Raw genomic sequence first — 19,317 nt, 5'->3', positions numbered from 1 at the left:
ATTTTAACATGTCTAAAACTCTTATAGCGCCCTCAATGCTAGCTGCCGATTTTGGTAACCTCCAGCGTGATGTAGAAATGGTAAACAACAGTGAAGCAGACTGGTTTCACATTGATGTTATGGACGGGCATTTTGTTCCGAATATATCTTACGGCATGCCTGTAATTCAAGCCATTAAAAAACATGCCACAAAACCTCTTGATGTGCATTTAATGATTGAAAAACCTGAGCGCTATATTGAAGAATTTGCTCGAGTTGGCGCAGATATTATAACCGTTCATCACGAATCAACTGTGCATTTACACAGAACACTGAGGCAAATAAAAGACGCAGGTTGTAAAGCCGGAATTGTACTTAATCTTACTACTCCTGTATCTGTTCTAGAAGACATTTTACCGGAATGCTACATGGTATTATTAATGTCTATTAATCCTGGATTTGGAGGTCAAAAATTTGAAGAAATGACCTATAATCGTGTTAAAAAATTGCGTAAAATGGCAAATGACCAAGGTCTAAATACGCGCATTGAAATTGATGGTGGTGTTACAGATAAAAATGCAAAAGCATTGGTAGATGCTGGTGCAGATGTATTAGTTGCTGGTAGTTATATCTTTAAAAGTGATAACCAAACGGAAACTATTAAACACTTAAAAACTGTGGCCAATTAGTTAGCCTTTACTACCATAACCATAGTTATATCCATAGTTATATCCATAGGACTTATTGTTTCCAACCCCGTTAATAACATAAGCCATATTTTTAAGTTTTCCTGTTTCAAATAAATCTTTAGAAAAACTCAACAGTTTTTTCTCGGTAAAATTGGCTCTAGCAATATATACAGTTACATCAGACAGTTGTGAAATAAGCATCGTATCTGTGACTAATATCGTTGGTGCAGTATCTACAACAATATAATCATAAATAGTTCTAGCCTCTTCTATAAGTTTTTTAAATCGTCCATTGGTTAATAAACTCGAAGGGTTTGGAGGAATACTACCCGACAATAAAATATCATGATTAGGATGTTTATCAAAACCTTTCACCAAGTGGCTTTTCCAGTCAAAAGATTTATCATGTAAATAATTAGACAAACCTAAGGCATCCTTTTGAGAATTAATTTGTGTATGAATTTGAGGGTTTCTCAAATCTGCACCTAAAAGCAACACTTTTTTATTAAGGCTAGATAGTGCGAGTGACAAATTAATACTAATATAAGTCTTGCCCTCTCCTTTAATAGTAGACGTGCAATAAATAACTTTTCCTTCATTATCTACCTCGTTCTCATTCTCCTTCAAAGGCAAGAGATAATTAACGTTAGAACTCAAAATTCTGAATGACTCAGCCAAAGCTGAACGATCATTAGGATTACTAAAAACACGACTTTCTTCCTTTTTAATATCTGGAATCTCACCAATAATAGGTATTCTATTATTTCCTTTTGAAATATCTTCTTTACCATGAATCTTGGTATCCAACATGAAAAACAAGTACATTAGTCCAAAAGGCACTAGCAGGCCACCTAAAATTGCACCAGCATATACGATATTAGATTTAGGAGAAATTGGGCTTGAGCTCGAAAGCGCATAATCTACAACCTTTATTGACGGCTCCGTAATTGCTAAATTTATAGCTGCTTCTTCTCTTTTCTGAAGTAAAAGAAGATATAGACTTTCCTTAATTTTTTGCTGACGTTCAATGGCTCTTAATAATTTCTCTTTTTCAGGAATTTGAGACACCTGCCCAATAAACTTCCTGTTTCTTCCCTTCAATTGGCTCTGAGAAACTTTTAATTGCTGATTATAAGAATTAAGTGATCTTGTAATATTAGATCTTAAATCGTCAATTTTTGATTGAACAAATCGTACTGTTGGATTATTTGCTCCTCCACTACTCGCCAATTTATCTCTATCGAGTATTGCTGTGTTATATTCTTTTATAAGCGCATTAATATTACCACTATCTAATCCAATATTCGCAGGTAATAAACCGCCATCTGCATTAGAATTAAGTGCATCTCGAAGTAAATTAGCTAAAGTTAATTGGTTATCAATTTGAAATACCTCTTCATCAGATTTAGAGCGTTGTTGCAACCCTAACTCTGCATCTACAGCCAAGTCTACTAGATTGTTACGTTGCTTAAATTCTTTTCTATCTATTTCAATAGAGTCTAATTCTTCTGCCAGAAAGACAAAGCGATCATCAATGAATTCTAAAGTTCGCTTAGACACAAGCTGTCTATCATTGATACCATCTTTATTGAAAACATTCATTAATTCATTTAAAACCCATTCGGAGCGCTCTTTACTTTCACCTTTAATGGTCATTTTCAATAAATCACTTTGTTCTCCAATAGCCTCAACCTTAATACTAGATTTTAAACCTAAAGCAGCACTCTTTAAAGGGCCATACTTAATAATAAACGTCTTACCTACATTTTGATTTAGCTGTCTCTCATTTTCAATTTTTAAATGAAATGGCAAATTATGATCGGCTTCAAAGCTATTATGATTAGGAATATTGAAAGTCTTCTCTGTTCTGGCATTAGTGATATCGAAGCTGTTTTCTTTGACTTGAATCGTGTAAGACAATGGAGATGTAATACTATCAGCGTCAATAATTTGCTCGTAGGTAAATGGTAATTCACCTATTTGAGCAGTTTGAATGGTTCCTTCTTCAAAAAAACGTGTATTAAGTTGTAATGTTTTAGCAACTCTTTCTAGAATAAGATAAGAGGTTAATATTTCGATTTCATTTTCTAAATTGATATTCGTTCTTTTAAAAACAAATGCCGAAGTAGGCAATTCTAGTCCTTCAGACTCATCTAAAATTTTCATTTTAGCTGTCGTTTGATAGATTCTAGGTGCATATCTTAAATAAATATAAGCACCAATAAAAGCTATTGCCAAACAGATAATAAACCAAGGCCAATATCTTAGATATTTACTCAGTTCTTGCTTTAAATCTACATTATCTTCTTCTGAAAATGTGTATGGGTTATTTGGTGTAGGTTCCATAATTATCGAGACAGTAAAATAATTGAACTTAATACTAAAGACGCAATAGTAAGCACGGTTCCAACATTACCTACAAAACCAGCATTCTTAACTCTAGGATTATTAGGGTTAACAATGATGACATCATTTGGCTTTATATAATAATACTCACTATTCATAAAAGCTGTTGATGTTAAATCTATGTGCGTTATCTTTCTAACACCATCAACATCTCTAGTTACTATTATGTCATCCCTTTTTCCATTTATAGTAAGATCTCCTGCATACCCCAAAGCCTGAAGAATGGTAATATTTTGCTCAGTGAAATTGTAAGTCCCAGGAGCTTTCACTTCTCCTAATACGGTTATCTTGGCATTTACTAATCGCACTTCTAATGTTGGATTATTTAAATGACCTCCATCGACCAAAAGTCCTTTTATTTTTTCCTCAATCTCTAAGGTTGTTAAATTAGAAACTGATATCTGACCTAAAATTGGAAAATTTATCGTTCCTTCATTTGTCACGAGATATCCTTGCAGTTTTATAAGTTCTAAAGAGTTTACCTGAACACCACTATTTGCTCCTCTGTTATAAGGAATGGCTGCCTCTGGCACTAAACTCTCAACTGTTATTTTTAAAATATCGTTAGGTTGGATTGTTGCCGTTTGATAAGTAATTTCCGAATTGCTATTTTGCATAGCATCTTGCATATATAAAACTTGCTTTTTTGAAGCACAAGATGAAAGTACAATAAGTAATAATAATCCTAAAAACTTAATTTTCATATGTCTATTAATTAATGAAGACGCAAATATAACGTATTTGCGGCAATCTCGTGTCTTAGTCAGGTTAGGATTAACAGTTAAAAAATTGAGTTAAACCTTAATTTTTTCATTTGTTTTATTCATTCTTCGTCTTAATAGAAAAGGGATATAGAATAAAACAGATCCATAAATTAGCAATAACCCTATTTGTGTGTTTAAATTTAAATGCAACATATTAAAGGCTATTGCCATAATCACAAAGTTAATTAAAACAATAAGTAAGGTAGTTTGCTTATGTGTAAATCCTGATTGAATAAATCGATGGTGTATATGATTTTGATCTGCTTCAAAAGGACTCTTTTTTAAAACAAAAATTCGAATAACAAATATTCTAAAAGTATCCATTAACGGATAAAACAACATAGCTAAAGCAAGAGCAGGAGATGCCTTAAAAAACCTAGAACTTATGGTTGTTTGTGATTGAGATATAAAACTGATAGTAAAAAAAGCCAACAAAAATCCTACAATCATGGACCCTGTATCTCCCATGAAAATTTTATTCTTTTTTGAAAAATTCAATCTTAAAAAAGCTAGTAAAGCTCCTATTAATGCTACCGAAATTGTAGCTAAACTTAAGGCTCCAGAATTATAAAATAGAAAGGTGAAAATAGCACTTATCAATAGAGCGATACTACCAGCTAAGCCATCAACGCCATCAATTAAATTATAGGCATTTATTATTAAGACATAAACAAAAAGCGTAAAAAAGATAGACACCCAATATGGCAAAACATCAATATCTAATATTTTAGAGAAACCTATAATTCTAGTGTTTGTAAATACAATAAGTAATAAAGCCGCAAACAATTGACCCAAAAACTTCTTCCTTGCTGACAACACTGTTAAGTCGTCTTTCAACCCTAAAAAAAACAAAATGGTTAATCCGCCCATAACAAGGAGTAAAACCTTCGTGTTTAACATGGCTCCAACAATGGTCATTACAACAACCAGACTCAGAAAAATCCCAATACCACCAAGGGTAGGAGTATTATTAGTATGCATACTTCTGCTATCTGGTTCGTCCATTAAGTGCTTTTTCTTGGCTACATATAAAATGGTAGGAAAAGTTTGTTGGGCAATAATAAATGCTAAGACAAATGCTGAAATTAACCACGCAATTGCGTTATTATTAGGATTAAAATTTTCAAGTAGTGTTTCTATCATCGGGAAGTTGATATATTATTAAAACGATCCATCTCTTGTATGCAAGATACAAATTAAAAAGCCAAAGCATTTGACTTTCAATGGCGTAAGGTTCTCTTGGGGCAATAAATGGAAATTAAGATTCAAGGTTTTTTAGGCATTCTACAATACGATTTGCGGTTTGTCCATCCCATAAAGGAATATCTTGACCAGTTTTCCAGTGTCCCGAAAAAAGTATATCTAAATATGGTTTTAGTTTTTTAGGATCTGTACCTACCAATTCATTCGTGCCTAATGTAATCGTCTCAGGTCGTTCTGTGTTATCTCTAAGTGTTAAACATGGAACACGTAGTATTGACGCCTCTTCTGTAATTCCTCCAGAATCTGTAATTACAGCTTTAGCACACTCTACTAAAAAATTAAACTCTAAATAACTTAAAGGTTCAACCATATGGAGTCTTGGGTGGCTCACTTGCAGTCGTTCCAAAATCTTTGCCGTTCTAGGGTGCACTGGAAATACCAGAGGTAAATCTTGTGTATGAGCAATAATCTCATCAATCATGTCCTTTAATTGAGATTCTTCATCCACATTGGCGGGTCTATGAAGAGTCATTACAATATAATTACCTTGATTAAGATTTAAATCATTCCAAACTTTAGGTTGTTTAAAATTTGGACGTTGCTTTAGCAGTGTATCAATCATTGTATTTCCAACAAAGAAAATCTGATTTTCATCAACACCGCTAGACCTTAGATTTGAATTGGCAGTATCTGAAGTCGTAAAAAAATAATTAGTGATACTGTCGGTAACCAATCGGTTAATCTCTTCTGGCATCGTCCAATCATCCGATCTAATTCCTCCTTCAACATGAGCTACTTTTGTATGCATTTTTTGGGCCACTAGAGCACACGCCATAGTAGAAGTTACATCTCCCACAACAAGTACCAAATCTGCTGGATTGGCCATCAATTCTTTTTCAAAATGAACCATAATATTTGCTGTTTGCTCAGCCTGAGTACCTCCGCTACATTCCAAATTTACATGCGGTTCTGGTATTCCAAGTTGCTCAAAAAAGCTTCCAGACATATTTTTATCATAGTGCTGCCCAGTATGAACTAATCTATAATCAATATCAAAATCATCTTGTCTTGCTTTTTGAATGGCATGAATAATTGGCGCGATCTTCATAAAATTAGGTCTAGCCCCAGCAATTATAGTAACTTTATACATATTCATTTTTAGTTAAAATATCGTTTAATAACGATTTAAATGCAAATTAATAAAAAAACGTACTAAGTGTATTTGACGTTTTATTCTTGATGGCTGACTTAATAACCTGTAAGTCCATTCCATATTGTTTTTCACCCACCATTCTGGTGCACGCTTCACATGACCTGTGTAAACATCAAAACTACCACCTAAGCCTTGATAAACAGCTTGATGTTCTTTTTGGATTCTCTCCATTAGATTCTCTTGTCTAGGTGAGCCCATAGCTACAAATACAACATCGGGTTTGTGTATTTTAATATCTTCAATCAATGCCAACTCCTCAGCATCTGTCTTAATATATCCATTCCTAAAATTACAGATATTAATCCCATCAAATTGAGATTTCAGCTGAGTCACTGTGTCTTCAATAATCTCTTGTTTTCCCCCTACCAGATAAAAAGATTTCGTTGTATAATACTGTCCAACAACATCCAACCAAAGTTCACATCCTGGTATTTTAACTACATCTTTTGCGCCTTTTTTTTGAAGCGCCCAAACAGCACCAATTCCATCTGGGTAACCTAAATTTCTATTAATCAGTTTGCGACTTTCATCTGTGGCATGAAGTATTTTTTCAGCATTCACAGCGACCATTATTTTATGGTTGTCAAAGGCGTATTTCATTAACGCTTCTCTAGATGTTGGTGCATAGGTTATAACACCATTTAAAGATTTAGCTTCCACAATTTCCAGATTTAGTTTCTAACAAGAAATGTGCCATCGCATTAAACATAAATGCATTACTCCATCTCATATATGATATTTTAGAGCTCATCCCCTTTTTTAATTGATAATAAAAATAGCCTTTTTTATCCTGCATATTATCTATAGTCCAATCCAAAACTTTAGCCAATAAATCTTCATTGTTTTTAAATTGATTTAGTTTGGACAAGGTTACAATCACTTGAGCCGGACAATGGATATCTATTGGATAGGTTTTAGTATCGTAATACTTAGGCATACCATTATCTTCAAAGAAATTTTCGATATAATATTTAAGTCCTTTATCTATATTATTCTGAAATGTAAAATCTCCAGTGTTTTGCTGATACGTTTCAATCGCATCTAAATTGAATCCTGTGTGAAAACTGTCCTTCCATGACTGAATAGGCAACAAACCATAAATCCAAGAACCATCTTCTTCCTGCAAGTCGCATGCTGCAATTACAGCCTGCTTCGCTAAATTGGCATGAGAGGTATTACCAGAATATTTATACGAATAACTCAATATTTTAGCACCTAAAAGTGACGCGTTGATTACTGTATTATTTCCATCTTTAATACTATATGAAAATATAACACCGTTACCATGAGGTGTTCTAGATAAATCATTGACAACAAAATCTGCCGCTGATAAGGTTTCTTTTAAAACAGTTTCATTTTTTGTGATTTTATAGCTTTCTAACAACGCTTCAACACAAAAACAAGTGGCAACAACAGTTGGTGTATGTTTTGGAAATAAGAACAATCTCCTAGCTTGCCAATCAAAATTATAACCCCAAGCAGAACCAGAGTATCCATGACTCCGTAAACTTAATAGTAGCTTCGTAATGCTATTGATACGCTCTAAAATAGTTGCTTTAGTTCCAAAATCTTCACAGCCATTTTCGGCCAATTGATATAGCCTACAATAACCCAATAGAAATAAAGAGACACCTTTTGCATTATGCTCTTTAGGTACTAAAAGTAAACTTCTAAAATTTATTGGACTTCTTTTAAACCCTTGTATCCATGCTAACCTTGCTAAATCCCAATGTTTAAATGGTAGTGCCTGGAACACTTTCGAATTTAGACCATCGTAAGGATCCCAACCTTTAAAATCTTCAGCCTCACAATAGGTTCTGAGTTTTAAAAAACTTGATGCTACCTTATATCTCAACTTGTTGCCCTCCACGTTTTACAGATTCTAAAACTTTAAAAGATGCTTTGGTTACAGCAACAATATCGCTAAATGGTATTGGTGCATTACCATCTTTAAGTAAGCCATCTACAAATGCCTTAACCATTTCTTTTTGTCCTTTATTTTGATTAAAAATTTTAGTCTTTTTAGGTTTTCCTTTTCCGTAAATTTTCAATTCTTTGAAATCGTTGAGCGTTGCAGATAATCCTGCAGAAAACACCTCAACATATTCTTTGGCCATAGACTTTGAGCCATTAGCATAATAAGCAACAACTCCAGATGAGCCATTCTCAAACTGAATAAGAATATTTAACGTATCATTTAATTGGTTAGCATCTGGAAGCGCAGTTGCCGATACTTTTATTGGTTGACTGCCATTAAGAAATGTAAGATAATCTATAAAATGGCAAACCTCTCCTAAAACGCGACCTCCACCAATTTCTAAATCTTGGATCCAATTATCACCAGGAATCGCTCCAGCATTAATTCGGTATATCATCGTCATTGGATTATTACCAATCGCTTTCTTTAAGGTTTCTGTTAAAGGGGAAAATCGTCTATTAAAACCAACCATAACCGCTCTATTTACAGAAGACTGCATCGCTATAATTGCATTGAGTTCTGATTCCAAAAGACATAGTGGTTTTTCTACAAAAACATGCTTCTTAGCCTCCAAGCTTTTTAAAACATATGGTCCATGAGAGTCATGACGTGTAGCCACAAAAACAGTGTTTGTTTTTTCGTCTAAAACATCTTCTTCCTGCGTTGCACAAAACTGAAATTTAAACTTTTCCGCAACGCGTTTCGATGTAGTTCCTGTATTGGTTAAAACCCCTATTCTTCCTATGTCATTAGTTTCTGGAATATTAGGAAGTAAATTGCCTTGAGCATAACTCCCTGCTCCTATAAAAGACACATTAATTTTTCCCGGTTTAGAACTCTCTGATGTAGAAATTTTAGCTTTTGAAACCGTTTTATCTATATTGTATTTTAAGGCAATTCCTGTAAAAGGTTCAGTTTTAGAAACCACCAAATCAAAAGCCGACTTGGCATTCTCAAAATCAAATTCGTGTGTTGTAAGGTAATTTATATCAATTTTTTTTGTTGCAATCAATCGTTGAAATGCTTCCATGTTTCGTTTCTCCGTCCATCGTACATAAGGCAACGGATAGTCAATTCCTTTTTCCTCATAATTGAGATCATAACGTCCTGGCCCATAAGAACAAGCCATTTTTAATTCTAATTCTTTACGATACCAAAATGGATCACGATCAAAACCTGTAGGAACCGCACCTAAGACTACAACCTTTCCTTTTTTTCGAGCTATAGCTCCCGCAAAATTAATAGGGTCAAGACTTGATGTTGCCGCAGCAATAATAACCGCATCTGCCCCATAACCTTGTGTTGCTTGTTGTATTTGTTCTTCAATACCAGAAGCATCTCTAGTTAATCCGAGATCTACAACTGAATGATCAACTGCCTGCTTTACCGCAGCTTCAGAAACATCTACACCAATAACCGTAACACCAGAAGCTCTTAGTATTAATGCTGCTAACTGACCCAACAAACCAAGTCCAATAACCACACACGACTCTCCAACACGCATATCTGCTTGTCGTACACCTTGCATAGAAATTGCGCCTAAAGTGTTATACGCAGCATCTTTAAGGTTTGCGTTCTCATCTAATTTTACACATAAATTTGTAGGCACTGAAACAATCTCTGCGTGATTAGCGTAGCCTACTCCAGCGCAAGCCACTTTATCTCCAACTTCAAATTCTGTAACACCATCACCCACTTCAATCACTTCACCAGCACAACTATAACCCAAAGGAGAATAGGCGTCTAATTTTTTCATAACGGCTCTATACGTCTGAATAGGACCTTGCTTTTTTAAGGTATCAACAACTTGCTTTACCTGTTGAGGGCGTTCTTTTGCTTTTCCAATTAAACTTTTGCGGGCAGCAACAACTGTAGAACCTTCTGTTCCTGCACTTATAATAGAATAGTGGTTTTTTACGATAATCATTCCTTTTCCCAATTGAGGATAAGGTACGTCTTGAATTATCATATCTCCAGAACCTAATTTTTGAGTGAGTTGTTGCATGTGTTATAATAAGTTATATGGGACAAAAATAGAGGGTTATTGCTTAAGAAACAATTATAATAAGAAGAGTTTAATTATTGAACTTGCTGCCTAAAATAAACGTGTTTTCCCGAAACGGTCTTTTCTATCTGTTCAACCCTTATAAATTGAACGTTATATAGTTCAAACCTATCTTTAATAATAGTTTTAAAGGCTATTTCATTGAATTCTTTAGAAACTACAAATTTGACCTCAATATTTCCTTTTGTCTTTTGAATAAACTGAATATCCAGAATGTAATCCCAAAATTCATTATGTATACCAAAAAGATAGGGACCAAACGCACGTTTTACTCCTTTGTTATCGAAAATAAAATCTTGCTCTCTACCCACAATAGCATGCACTTTGTTATAGTTATCAAGTTGGCAGTCGTTTTGGGATGGTTTTGCAAAATCTCCTGTAAAATAACGCCTAAACTGCGTACCATAACGTTGAAATCCAGTAGCCAAAATCTTGTAGTCATGATCTTCTTTTAAAAGGTCCATTTTACCATAAGTGGGATAAAAGTGGAACTCTTTACAGTTGTGACAGAAACGAGCCAAAATTGCATATTCGCTATGTCCATACCAGTGCGCAATAGGCACATCAAACTTCTTTTTAAACCATGTCATTTGCTCAATGGGAAATGCTTCAGAACCAGCCAACACACCTTTTATTGGAAATTTTTGAAACGTATCATCTCCAAAAAACTCTACTAAAAACAGTAAGGTACTTGGATATACGTGAAGAAAGCATGCCTTTTTGCTAAACAACTCAACAATATGTGCTCTATGTTCTTCCACAAAATAATTTTGGGAAATAACCAACGAATTATTAATCATATCATAAGCAATCGCTTTTTTGGGCATATTGCCTCTAACAACTATTTTATAATCAAAACCTTTATATCCAACATCGCGCCAAATATCAAAAAGATAGGCTCTTTCCTTTTGTCTTGTAAAGAACAAATCTTGAAAAAACTTGAAGGGAGTGCCAGATGTACCTCCTGTTCGTACTTGTCTAATAGGAACGAAAAGAGATTTCCGAAGATACATATCAGGGTTATTTCTAATATCATCTTTCGTTGTAAAATCGACATCTAAAGTTGTTATTTTTTGTGCTTGATAATTCTCAATATTTGAACGAGACCAGCGTTTCGATTTTTTAATCAGATGGACATGATAAAAATATGCAGGACCTAAAACAAGTTTTCTTAAGAATTTAAACATATCTCAACTACTCTAAACTTCTAATTACTTTTGCAGGATTACCAATGGCAAGTGAATTTTTAGGAATATCCTTGTTCACAATAGAACCTGCCCCAATAACGCTATTTTCACCAATTGTAACGTTCATTAAAACCACAGAATTTACACCAATAAAGACATTGTTTTCAACTACAATTTTCCCTCTTGGGTTTGCCGAAGGGTCCATTTGTTTTAAAGCACCATCATGAGCTAATAATACACATCCAGAAGTAATATGTACGTTATCACCAATGACTACTTTTCCAAACTGTGTATCAATCTTTGCTCCAAGGCTAATAAATGTGTTTTTTCCAATTTCAACACCATTAAATCTAAGAAAAGAATAATAGATAAATCGAATCACTTGACCTGCATAAAACACAAGTTTTCTAATTACAGTTTTCATATCATATAGTGTTAAATAGTGTTATATATTTTTGAATGACAATAGCTTCAACGAATTCTCTTTTTAAAGTAGCTTTTGCTTGCTTCGACAAATAATCACGTCGTTCTTTAGACTCTAAAATATTTAAAATATTTTGTTCTAGTTGTTTCAAATCTCCAGGTAAATTTACCAAACCATTTTTATCATGTTCTATAAAATCTTTATTGGCACCAACAGGTGTAGCAATAACAGGCAACCCAGAAGCCATTGCTTCTAAAATAGACCTTGAGAACCCTTCTGAATACGATGGTAAAATAAAAGCCCAAGATTGTGACAAAGCATCTAATTTCTCTTGACCTGAAATAACGCCATAGTTCAAATAATTTTTAGCAAATGGAGAGTTTAAGATATCCTTTTCAATCTCAAACGGATCTTCATACGTAATGCGTTCTCCAGAATACTGATTGTATTTTACGCCTGGCTCACCGCGTTTCATATTTCCGCAGAACACAAACTTCACATCAGGATATTTTCTTGCAATTTCTGGAATAACTTTTACAATATCTACATAGCCTTTTGCTTTAGTAAGATGTCCAAAAAACAAAAACTGAGGTGTTGATAATTCGTCACGTTCTAACTCAAAAAAGCTATCGTCTATGGTATTAGGTATGACCATTATTTTTTCTTCAGGAACTAAGCCTTCAAATTGATTGGTTAATGATTTAGATTGTACCACAGCCCTGTCTACTGTTTTACATAATACTTTGATAATCTTCTTTACAACTGGATTAAAGTTGCTGTAATTTAACTTAAGATGACTTCCTCTAAAATGAATCACACTTTTTGTTCTAAACAACCAGCAAAAAAACAAGAACCAAATATCTCTTCCTAGCCATCCTATTTGAGTTGGAGTTACTAAGTGATAGGCCACATGAGGTCTGTGAGCAATTAGTTTTTTTATTAAGGCAATATTAAATTTTATTACAGCGAGTAATGCTGTCATATCTGCCTTTCCTTTTTTCACATTATCTTTTCTAACATTAGTATTAATAAAGCTAACATTGAACATATCGACCAAAGGGGAGTTTAACAGTTGTTGCGTGCTCAATTCTGGGCCAGAATATGGTGGTGGTAACGGACCAATAAACAGTATTTTTTTCTTTTTAGGTGTCAAAGTAATTACGAACTAGCTTGAATTAATAAATTGGACTTCATTTTTTTTATCCATAGATCTATGGACACTGTTTCATTATCTTTCTTTGCCTGCTCACAAAACTTCTTAATTTGTTCTTGGCTCGATAAAAAAGGCACAAGAATGGCGTTAGCTTGGTCTACGTTTTCTGGCAAAATAAAACCATTATGATTATGCCTTAGGTAACTAATTTCAGGACCATGTCTTTCGGCTTCAAGAGTAGCATAGGGTCTTCCATAAGCCAAGGCGTGATTTATTGATAACCCAGATAATCCAGGCATAAATATTAAACTTGAGCGAGACATGATTGGGCTTATAATCTGTTCATCCACAACGGCTCCATGCCATGTCACGTTTTTTCGTTGTTTTAAGGCTGTTTCAACATGATGCCTTTCTGGTCCATCTCCAATAATCTCAATAAAAATCTCTTGTTTCAATTTCGTTTCGAGTTGGGCTGTATACTCTAAAAAGTAGTCTACTCGTTTAGATGGAATAAGTCGCCCTATAAATAATAGAATTAGCTTATCTTTTGGAGGCAACACAAACGAATAGAACGTATCTATTTCCTTAGTATCAATAGTATTATTAGCCCAATAGGCTTTTTTGGGGTCTACAAGATTTTCCTCAATAGCCAAGTGATAACTGGCTTCAGTATAAAAAACAACCGCATCCAAATGTTTATAAAAAAACTTAGTAAGCTCTCTGTCTATGGCTTTAAACCTACCACGTTTGGATTTTAGTAATGGATGGTTATAAGAAAACAGTTTAACATTTGACTTGCGTCTTTTTCTTAGGCGCATACTAAACATAAAAAGAAGAAGGTTCTTTTTTTCAGCAGGAATCAAAATCCAATCAAAAGCACTAAGGTGTTTCCTTATATAGGCACGTACCTCTTTAGAACCTCCAAATTTAGCTTTTGAAACCATTAGTTTTTGGTAGTTAAAGTTCCAATTCTCATCTAAATCTAAATCCCCTTGACCTTGACGTCCAGTTCCTGCTAGGATGGTCAATTCAACATCTTTTTCTTCTGCTAATCGATTTAAAAACCTTGCTTTATAGTGATTAAAACTTGGTGCCAACCATAATATCCTTGTCATATTATATTTTTTTTAGTCAATGAAAGTACGGCTAAGGTAAAATACATTAATGCTCCTGATGCTAATAAAGGTAAGGCACTAATACCATATAACATAATTATCACCAGAGTGCACAGCATTAAAAATCGAATTTCTTTTATTTTAATTTTAAAGGCATTAATAATTAAAAAGATTAAGAACGAAAAATAACATATAAAGCCAATTATACCTGTCGAGAAGAAAAATCTAATATAGTCGTTATGCATTCCGCCGCTCATCATAATAGCAGAAAGAGAACTTTGCTCTAGCCCAACCCCAAACCATTGAGACACCACTTTAAAATCTGCCCAATGTGCGAAATAACGTTGCCAAATCCACATTCGACCATTTAATGCTGCCGAATCTTGAGCTTCACCTTGATACACGTTAATATCTTTAGCGTACAGTGTTTGAAAAACTTCAAAGTAAAAATAGGCCCCTAAAATAGCAAACATTGCTACAAAAACGAACATTTGAAATTTAGTAATGTTTTTCCGGATATAATGAAAAAATATAAGCAATAAGGTTAATGATACTGCCCATGATGCCTGATGTCTTAAATTATAAACACCAATAAGACAAACCAATAAAACGATAGCAAAACCATAGTTGCTATAAATGAAATGTCGTTTTCTATAATTAAGTGTTTTTATATAAAAGTATAAATAGGTAAGCAATACGCAGATGATATGACTCATATACCCAAACAAATCTGCATAAAAACCCCCTAATCGTAATCCGCCACCTCTAGATTCAGCGAGTTTAACTTCTCTAATTGGGGCCACTAAAATTTCATAATACAAGGTTGCGAATGGAAATATGGATGCAATTAGAAAAGTGATCATAAACCCTTCTAAATCGCGCTTGGTGTTGATGTACTTTCTAAAATAGAAGAAGAGTAAAAAAGGCAACAGTGTGCGAATGCTATTTCCAAATTGAGACATTGAAAACTCAAACAGCAGTACTAAAATAAGATTGAAAAATAGCAGTAACAAAAAGACATAAAGTGTAAAAATAAGTTTTCCTCCCTTAGCTTTTTTTCTAATATTAGATATAAAGGCAAAAGCAAATACTAATAGACCCAATACTTGCAGTGGAGAGAATCCAGCTGCTTTTTTCATTTCCCAGGTAGAGGCGAAAATTGGAAAAACTAAAATCACCATAAGCATCCACTTATAGCCAATAGGTCTTGAGCTAAACCATTTTTTATAGATCGCTTTATTCCAATAGATATGATTTACAGATGCTTCCAACGCTAATTTAAAACCACTTTTTATACCAATTAATCAAGAAATACATAGTCCAAATATTATTAGTGTATTTATCATTTCCATCTTTTAGCAATCGCAATTGGGTGTTTACCTCATCCAAATTAAACAAATTAGTGTCCTTATTAAAACTCTTAATATTATCCTTAACACCATTATAAATGGTTTCTTTAGCCCACTCTCTTATAGGTAAATTAAAACCCATTTTTTTTCTATACAGGATATCTTCTGGTAAGATGCGTTCTAAAGATTTTTTAAGAATGTACTTATTAACTCCGTTTTTAATTTTGTATTCTCCGGGAATTGACAATGCCAATTGCACCATTTCATGATTCAAAAACGGGCTCCTAGCTTCGATAGAATTTGCCATCCCTAATCGATCTGCTCGAAAAAGAAATCGCTCTGTCACCGCATGTCTATAGCCCGAATAACATAACCAATTGACATAGTCAAAATTTTGGCCATCCAAAAATTTAAGATATTCCTGTTTTAACTGTTTTACGTAGTTATACGATGAATGGCCATTAACTTTTTCTTTGAACCCCTTTGACAAGATATCTAGTTTAACACCTTCTTTCATCCCAGCAGCTCCAGGCCAATAAAAATCTTGCTTATGATATAGTCTATTTGTCATTTCAGAAAGTGGACTATCTGGCATCATGGTATCTATAACTGTATTGGCAATCCCTTTGATAAATTTGGGTGCTTTATTTGCCAATTTAAAATACTGATATGTTTTAACGTATTTCTCAAAATTACTATAGCCACTAAACAATTCGTCTGGGCCATCACCATTTAAGACCACTTTTATGTTTTCTTCTTTTGCCAATTGTGAAATAAAATAAATAGGAATTGCGGTAGTATCGGCCTGAGGCTCATCATAGATATCTGTGATTTTAGGAATAAAATCTAAGAGGTCATTAGGCGTTACTGTTTTTACAAAGTGATTTGTGTTATAACGCTTGGCAATTTTATCGGCATATTGAAGCTCGTTATAATTGGGTTGATCTTCAAAACCAATGGTAAATGTTTTAATAGCATTAGGCGTATTGTCCCTCATGAGAGCCACAATGGCCGAAGAATCAACTCCTCCACTTAGAAATGCACCAACAGGAACATCTGAAATCATTCGTAATTTAACCGATTCCTCCAGCTTATTAAACACAATATCCTCAAGCTCTTTCTCAGAAGAAAATTCGAGTTTTTTATACTTTAAATCATTAAACGACTCATAGGTTTTTATCCCAGATTTGGTAACAACCATATAATGTCCTGGTTTAAATTTTGAAATACCTTTAAACATGGTATGTGGTGTCGCTACCGAATTAAATGTTAGGAAATCATATAATACTTTATCATCAATTTCTTTTTTAATCCAAGGAAGCTGGAAAAGTGCTTTAAGCTCAGACGAAAACGAAAAATTACCATTCATTTCTGAAAAGTATAATGGCTTTTTACCCGACCGATCTCTAGCTAATATTAAGGCTTCTTGCGAGGCATCCCATAAAGCAAAGGCGAACATGCCGTTGAGATGTTTAAGCATGTCAATACCAAATTTTCGATACAATTTCAAGATTGTTTCAGTATCAGAATGTGAGTTAAAAGTCTCCTCTTTTAAAAATTCATTATTAAGCAACTGATAATTAAACACTTCACCATTATAAACAATGGTGTTTTTAGCAGTATGATCGTGCATGGGTTGATGCCCAGCACTAGACAAATCTAAAATACTCAATCGTGTTTGACCCAAGGCTAGTTTATGAGATTCATCAATCCAAATCCCATTATCATCTGGTCCACGATGCGCCAATTGACCGTTCATTCCAGACACCGCATCTTTCAAATGTAAATTGCCCAACGACAATTGAAATATTCCGTTTATGCCACACATGTAATTAGTGCTTTAGATTGGTTATAGATGTTTCAGAAATAATCATAAATACCTCCATTTTATGTATAGACAAAAGTATAATACTAGTTTTTCGATTTGCTTTTCAATACAAAAACAAACCCAAATGGATATTCGCCAAAGTATTTCTTAAAAAACGATTTCACCGCTTTTATCTTAACAACATAATAATATAGCAAAGATGGGATTTTTATAATAGTTTTTAGCACAAAAAACAAAGGTTTAATTTTTCTAAATGGTTTAATAAAGACTCCAAAAAGTTTACTAAAACAATAGGTGAAAACGCCTACTATATCTCCGACATAGTCGAGTTTAACGATTTCAAATCCGTTGTCTTCAAACATACGTTTTAATCCAAAGTAAGTATAACGATGAAAATCGTAAGGTCGTTCATGTTCCCACATAAAAAAAGGAACTGTACCAATGACATATCCGTTAGGTTCTAGAATGCGTTTAAACTCTTGAAGTGCGTCGTGAGGTTTATAGATATGTTCTAAAACTTCTGAGACTACAACGCAAGAAAACCGTTGGTCAGCAACATTTACATGTTGATTATCATCAATAAATATATCTGGTCTTACACTATGCTTTTCATTGGTTACCTGATAATCTGCAGCCACATACTCGTTAAAATATTCATTGAGCATAACCTTGTAAGGGCTATCACCAGACCCATAATCTAGAACCGATGTACGTTTATCAACTAGTTTAATGTATTTTATAAAGAGTTCAGATTTCATTACCCTTGATACTGGGTGGTGAAAAATTGAAAAAAAGTAATTTTTATTTTTATGGCTTAACTCTAACATAGTATTTTATTTTGGGGCTTTTATGTTATTTGCAATACGCGTTATAGTATTCCTTTTCCATACGTTCTAAACTAAAGAACGTCAATTGTTCATCATGATGTTGACTCCAAGCAAAAGCATGTTCTTTATAGTAATCCAGCCTACTAATCATGGCCTGAGTATCTTTACAAATATCCTTAGGTTGAAATTTATCTACAATTTCGGTAATTCCGCCGCCATCTTCAAATACTAACACAGGTTTCTTTTTACTAAAGCATTCTACAGCTACTAAACCAAAAGGCTCATTTGTAGAAGAAAACACACATACATCAAAAACAGATTGATAAGTAGCTACTTCTTGCTGAAACCCTTCAAAAACTACATGATTCTCTAAGTTTAAATTTGAAACTTGCTGTTCTAAATTTTGACGCTCGACCCCTTCTCCTACAATAACTAATACTGACGAAGGATTAGTTTTAACATAGGTTGAAAATACAGTAATTAACCGATCGATTCGTTTAAAACCAGCCAATCGCGATGATGTTCCAATAACGTATTTGTTTTCATATTTACGTTTCAAATCGGCTAGTAGATTTCGATGTATTGAATAATTTAATGCGCTTCCGTTATACAATAAATGAAGTCGTTTTCCGCCATAAAAATGGGATTCAACATAACGCTTTGTAAAATTTGAGTTACAGTAAATATTTACTCCAGTAGTTTTAAAAAATAGTTTGCGTAAAAAAAAACTAATTTTATCTGACGTTTTTATGGTCCTCCCAAATCCGAAATTACCATGTTCCGTGTAAACAATCTTTTTTCCAGACAAAAGTGCCGCCAACACAATACTGAGATGAAATGCATGAAGATGAATAACATCAAACAATTTAAATTGCTTTGAAATCTTTAAAATCTTTGATGGGTTTAGATCATAACCAGACTTTAAATTGAGGTTAATTAGTGTGGCATCGAGGCTTTCGAATTGTGTTTTAAATTCTCCGTTTAAGCAACCAACTCCAATAGAAACCTCTATCACTTCCTGTTTAGTTTGCTGTGATACCAAATCATAGACCAAACGTTCAATCCCGCCAAATGCCAAGCTTCCTATGTAATGAATTACTTTCAATAACTTAATTTATAATATGTAAAAGTAGATAT

Annotated in this window: 16 protein-coding genes; 1 reads left to right on the top strand and 15 read right to left on the bottom strand. The window is 33.8% G+C overall.

Translation table 11 applies throughout. The features are described 5' to 3' along the window. Nucleotides 1-8: 8 nt before the first annotated feature. Entirely contained in the window at nucleotides 9-668 is a 660-nt protein-coding gene (gene rpe / locus Q0893_RS06670) for a ribulose-phosphate 3-epimerase (RefSeq protein ID WP_299273687.1), read from the top strand. Here rpe and Q0893_RS06665 read toward each other — a convergent pair whose 3' ends face one another. The 15 genes from Q0893_RS06665 to Q0893_RS06595 all read right to left on the bottom strand — a co-directional run bounded on the left by Q0893_RS06665 (nucleotide 669) and on the right by Q0893_RS06595 (nucleotide 19,285). After that, on the bottom strand, nucleotides 669-3,014 hold the full coding sequence (locus Q0893_RS06665) for a tyrosine-protein kinase family protein (protein ID WP_299273684.1): 2,346 nt from the start codon (nucleotides 3,012-3,014) through the stop codon (nucleotides 669-671). It lies immediately after the preceding gene. A gap of 2 nt (nucleotides 3,015-3,016) precedes the next feature. Further along, nucleotides 3,017-3,778, bottom strand: a complete 762-nt coding sequence (locus tag Q0893_RS06660) for a polysaccharide biosynthesis/export family protein (protein ID WP_298900400.1) — start codon at nucleotides 3,776-3,778, stop codon at nucleotides 3,017-3,019. 90 nt (nucleotides 3,779-3,868) lie between these two features. After that, on the bottom strand, nucleotides 3,869-4,981 hold the full coding sequence (locus Q0893_RS06655) for an MraY family glycosyltransferase (protein WP_298900401.1): 1,113 nt from the start codon (nucleotides 4,979-4,981) through the stop codon (nucleotides 3,869-3,871). Between the two features lie 115 nt (nucleotides 4,982-5,096). Then, entirely contained in the window at nucleotides 5,097-6,191 is a 1,095-nt protein-coding gene (wecB, locus tag Q0893_RS06650; protein ID WP_298900402.1) for a non-hydrolyzing UDP-N-acetylglucosamine 2-epimerase, read from the bottom strand. Between the two features lie 24 nt (nucleotides 6,192-6,215). After that, a complete protein-coding gene (locus tag Q0893_RS06645) occupies nucleotides 6,216-6,914 on the bottom strand; it encodes a WecB/TagA/CpsF family glycosyltransferase (RefSeq protein ID WP_298900403.1) in 699 nt (232 codons plus the stop codon). After that, nucleotides 6,904-8,109 (bottom strand): delta-aminolevulinic acid dehydratase, encoded by a 1,206-nt coding sequence (locus Q0893_RS06640; protein ID WP_299273679.1) that lies wholly within the window; start codon nucleotides 8,107-8,109, stop codon nucleotides 6,904-6,906. The genes Q0893_RS06645 and Q0893_RS06640 overlap by 11 nt, the downstream gene beginning before the upstream one ends. Next, nucleotides 8,099-10,237, bottom strand: coding sequence for a bi-domain-containing oxidoreductase (locus tag Q0893_RS06635; RefSeq protein ID WP_299273675.1), 2,139 nt, complete (start codon nucleotides 10,235-10,237; stop codon nucleotides 8,099-8,101). Before Q0893_RS06635 ends, Q0893_RS06640 begins: the two co-directional genes overlap by 11 nt. Before the next feature lie 74 nt (nucleotides 10,238-10,311). Beyond that, a complete protein-coding gene (locus Q0893_RS06630; protein ID WP_299273672.1) occupies nucleotides 10,312-11,484 on the bottom strand; it encodes a hypothetical protein in 1,173 nt (390 codons plus the stop codon). A gap of 7 nt (nucleotides 11,485-11,491) precedes the next feature. Beyond that, nucleotides 11,492-11,908 carry a DapH/DapD/GlmU-related protein gene (locus tag Q0893_RS06625; RefSeq protein ID WP_298900407.1) on the bottom strand — a complete coding sequence of 139 codons (417 nt, stop codon included), beginning with the start codon at nucleotides 11,906-11,908 and terminating at the stop codon, nucleotides 11,492-11,494. Between the two features lies 1 nt (nucleotide 11,909). Next, nucleotides 11,910-13,061, bottom strand: a complete 1,152-nt coding sequence (locus Q0893_RS06620; RefSeq protein WP_298900408.1) for a glycosyltransferase family 4 protein — start codon at nucleotides 13,059-13,061, stop codon at nucleotides 11,910-11,912. A 5-nt stretch (nucleotides 13,062-13,066) separates the two neighbouring features. Then, a complete protein-coding gene (locus Q0893_RS06615) occupies nucleotides 13,067-14,176 on the bottom strand; it encodes a glycosyltransferase family 4 protein (RefSeq protein ID WP_299273667.1) in 1,110 nt (369 codons plus the stop codon). Beyond that, the gene (locus Q0893_RS06610; RefSeq protein ID WP_298900410.1) at nucleotides 14,173-15,447 is read right to left on the bottom strand and encodes an O-antigen ligase; all 1,275 of its coding nucleotides are present in this window, start codon (nucleotides 15,445-15,447) and stop codon (nucleotides 14,173-14,175) included. Before Q0893_RS06610 ends, Q0893_RS06615 begins: the two co-directional genes overlap by 4 nt. Nucleotides 15,448-15,454: 7 nt before the next feature. Then, a complete protein-coding gene (gene asnB / locus Q0893_RS06605; protein WP_299273662.1) occupies nucleotides 15,455-17,353 on the bottom strand; it encodes an asparagine synthase (glutamine-hydrolyzing) in 1,899 nt (632 codons plus the stop codon). A gap of 83 nt (nucleotides 17,354-17,436) precedes the next feature. Next, complete coding sequence (locus Q0893_RS06600) at nucleotides 17,437-18,111, bottom strand: class I SAM-dependent methyltransferase (RefSeq protein ID WP_298900413.1); 675 nt, start codon at nucleotides 18,109-18,111, stop codon at nucleotides 17,437-17,439. Between the two features lie 94 nt (nucleotides 18,112-18,205). Further along, nucleotides 18,206-19,285 (bottom strand): glycosyltransferase, encoded by a 1,080-nt coding sequence (locus Q0893_RS06595; protein ID WP_299273658.1) that lies wholly within the window; start codon nucleotides 19,283-19,285, stop codon nucleotides 18,206-18,208. Nucleotides 19,286-19,317 lie beyond the last annotated feature (32 nt).

Source organism: uncultured Psychroserpens sp. (assembly GCF_947494225.1).
Lineage (GTDB): Bacteria > Bacteroidota > Bacteroidia > Flavobacteriales > Flavobacteriaceae > Psychroserpens.
This window is presented reverse-complemented; position numbering and strand designations above follow the sequence as displayed.

Excerpts from the sequence above, each read along its gene's own strand:
- Q0893_RS06625 (WP_298900407.1), bottom strand. The coding sequence starts at position 11,908 with ATGAAAACTGTAATTAGAAAACTTGTGTTTTATGCAGGTCAAGTGATT.
- Q0893_RS06665 (WP_299273684.1), bottom strand. The coding sequence starts at position 3,014 with ATGGAACCTACACCAAATAACCCATACACATTTTCAGAAGAAGATAAT.
- Q0893_RS06655 (WP_298900401.1), bottom strand. The coding sequence starts at position 4,981 with ATGATAGAAACACTACTTGAAAATTTTAATCCTAATAATAACGCAATT.
- Q0893_RS06615 (WP_299273667.1), bottom strand. The coding sequence starts at position 14,176 with ATGACAAGGATATTATGGTTGGCACCAAGTTTTAATCACTATAAAGCA.
- rpe (WP_299273687.1), top strand. The coding sequence starts at position 9 with ATGTCTAAAACTCTTATAGCGCCCTCAATGCTAGCTGCCGATTTTGGT.
- asnB (WP_299273662.1), bottom strand. The coding sequence starts at position 17,353 with ATGTGTGGCATAAACGGAATATTTCAATTGTCGTTGGGCAATTTACAT.
- Q0893_RS06635 (WP_299273675.1), bottom strand. The coding sequence starts at position 10,237 with ATGCAACAACTCACTCAAAAATTAGGTTCTGGAGATATGATAATTCAA.
- Q0893_RS06660 (WP_298900400.1), bottom strand. The coding sequence starts at position 3,778 with ATGAAAATTAAGTTTTTAGGATTATTATTACTTATTGTACTTTCATCT.
- Q0893_RS06630 (WP_299273672.1), bottom strand. The coding sequence starts at position 11,484 with ATGTTTAAATTCTTAAGAAAACTTGTTTTAGGTCCTGCATATTTTTAT.
- Q0893_RS06600 (WP_298900413.1), bottom strand. The coding sequence starts at position 18,111 with ATGAAATCTGAACTCTTTATAAAATACATTAAACTAGTTGATAAACGT.
- wecB (WP_298900402.1), bottom strand. The coding sequence starts at position 6,191 with ATGTATAAAGTTACTATAATTGCTGGGGCTAGACCTAATTTTATGAAG.